Origin of the sequence: Streptomyces sp. MB09-02B, assembly GCF_033794485.1 — a bacterium.
GTDB lineage: Bacteria > Actinomycetota > Actinomycetes > Streptomycetales > Streptomycetaceae > Streptomyces.
In genome coordinates this window covers 1-1,399 of record NZ_JARGEE010000853.1, presented here as the reverse complement: position 1 = coordinate 1,399, position 1,399 = coordinate 1, and the positions used below count along the sequence as shown (strand labels likewise).

Genomic DNA, 1,399 nt, shown 5'->3' with positions numbered 1-1,399 from the left:
GTGCCGGCGGTGTCTGTGCGGGCGCCGCCGGGGGCGGGTCTCAGCCGGAGGCCGGGGCCACGGTCACGGCGGAGGTGAAGACGAGCTGGCCGTCCTGGCGGCCGGTCACCAGCACGCGTTCTCTGCCGTCGGTGTGGTGCGGCAGGGAACACGCCTGGATCAGGCAGGGGGCGTCGAGCTCGGCGTAACGGATGAATTCGGTGGCGATGCCCACCGGCAGGCAGGCGCGTCCCAGGAACGCCGAGGTGGCCTGCCGGACGGCTTCCAGCAGCGCCATGCCCGGAACGTGGTCGAGGGGGTGGTCGAAGAGCACGGGGTGGCGGGTGTCCACTCTCAGCTGCCAGCAGTCCGGCTCCCGCACCGGGGACAGGACGACATCGGCGGGAGAGAGCCGGCCGACGGCCTGCGGCGGCGCCGGGCTCGTCAGCGCGAGCGCCGCGGGGAGACCGTCCTTGATCCGGGCGCCGCGCAGGCGCCGGTAGACGGCCGGAGAGGTGCAGGTGAAGGTGGCCGCCCCGGTCGCGGCCACCTCCCCCTCACGGCGGATCACGGCCCTGTAGTGGAGCCCCGCGAGACTCGTTCCCCGGCGCTTGATGTCCGTGCAGGAGATCGCGATGTCGAGGGAGGCCGGCGTGGCCCCGACGAGCAGGTGCTCGCGCCGGGCGTCGATCTCGAGGTCCCACATCAGGAACTGGTGGCCGAGCGGGACGCCGAACTCCGCGTGCGCGAGCAGGATCCCGGCCTGACGGACCGTTTCCGCCACGAGCAGCGGGTCGTGGCAGCCCTCGACGGTGTCGAAGAAGCCGTGCCGGCGAGGCCACTGCGCGGCCACGGTGAAGTGCGCGTCGTCCCCGCGCTCCCAGTCGGTGAGCATCACCTCGGCGACGCTGGCGCGATGCACCAGTTCCCTGGGAACCGTGCTGGTCAGGGAAACCGGACGCGGCACGACGACACGCGCCGGCGCCGCAGCGCCCTCCTCGGCCGGACGTGCGCCGGGTATCGGATGTGTGACGCGGAAGGTGCTCGCGGACATGTCGTTCCCCCTGGATCGCCAAAGTGTGACGCCGATGTGTGGAGTGCCTCGGCCCTGCGAAGATACATACCAGCCGGTTTAATTTCTAGCGGTACCCGTCATTCCGGGCCGCGCGGCACGGCGAACGGCTTGATCCCCCTCGGTGCACTCCTGCCCCTGTTGTCACCGGCGGAGGGAGGCTGACCTCCCGGTCCTTTGCGGACGCACCGTGCGCCCGGGCCCCCCGGCCGCACGGAGAGCCGCGCGTTTTCAGCCGTGCGGCGGGCCGGAAGGCGGCCCGCCGGCGGAGCCCGTGCACCGGCGGCCCCGGCGCCCCCGGGCCGTTTTCGGCGCCCTGGCCGCCCCCTCCCCGCCCCTGCGGAGTCC

The 1,399-nt window shown here is 73.2% G+C and carries 1 protein-coding gene; it reads right to left on the bottom strand.

Annotated elements, in window-relative coordinates; translation table 11 throughout:
- Nucleotides 1-40: 40 nt before the first annotated feature.
- The gene (locus P1P70_RS44625; RefSeq protein WP_319248213.1) at nucleotides 41-1,033 is read right to left on the bottom strand and encodes a ScbA/BarX family gamma-butyrolactone biosynthesis protein; all 993 of its coding nucleotides are present in this window, start codon (nucleotides 1,031-1,033) and stop codon (nucleotides 41-43) included.
- Nucleotides 1,034-1,399 lie beyond the last annotated feature (366 nt).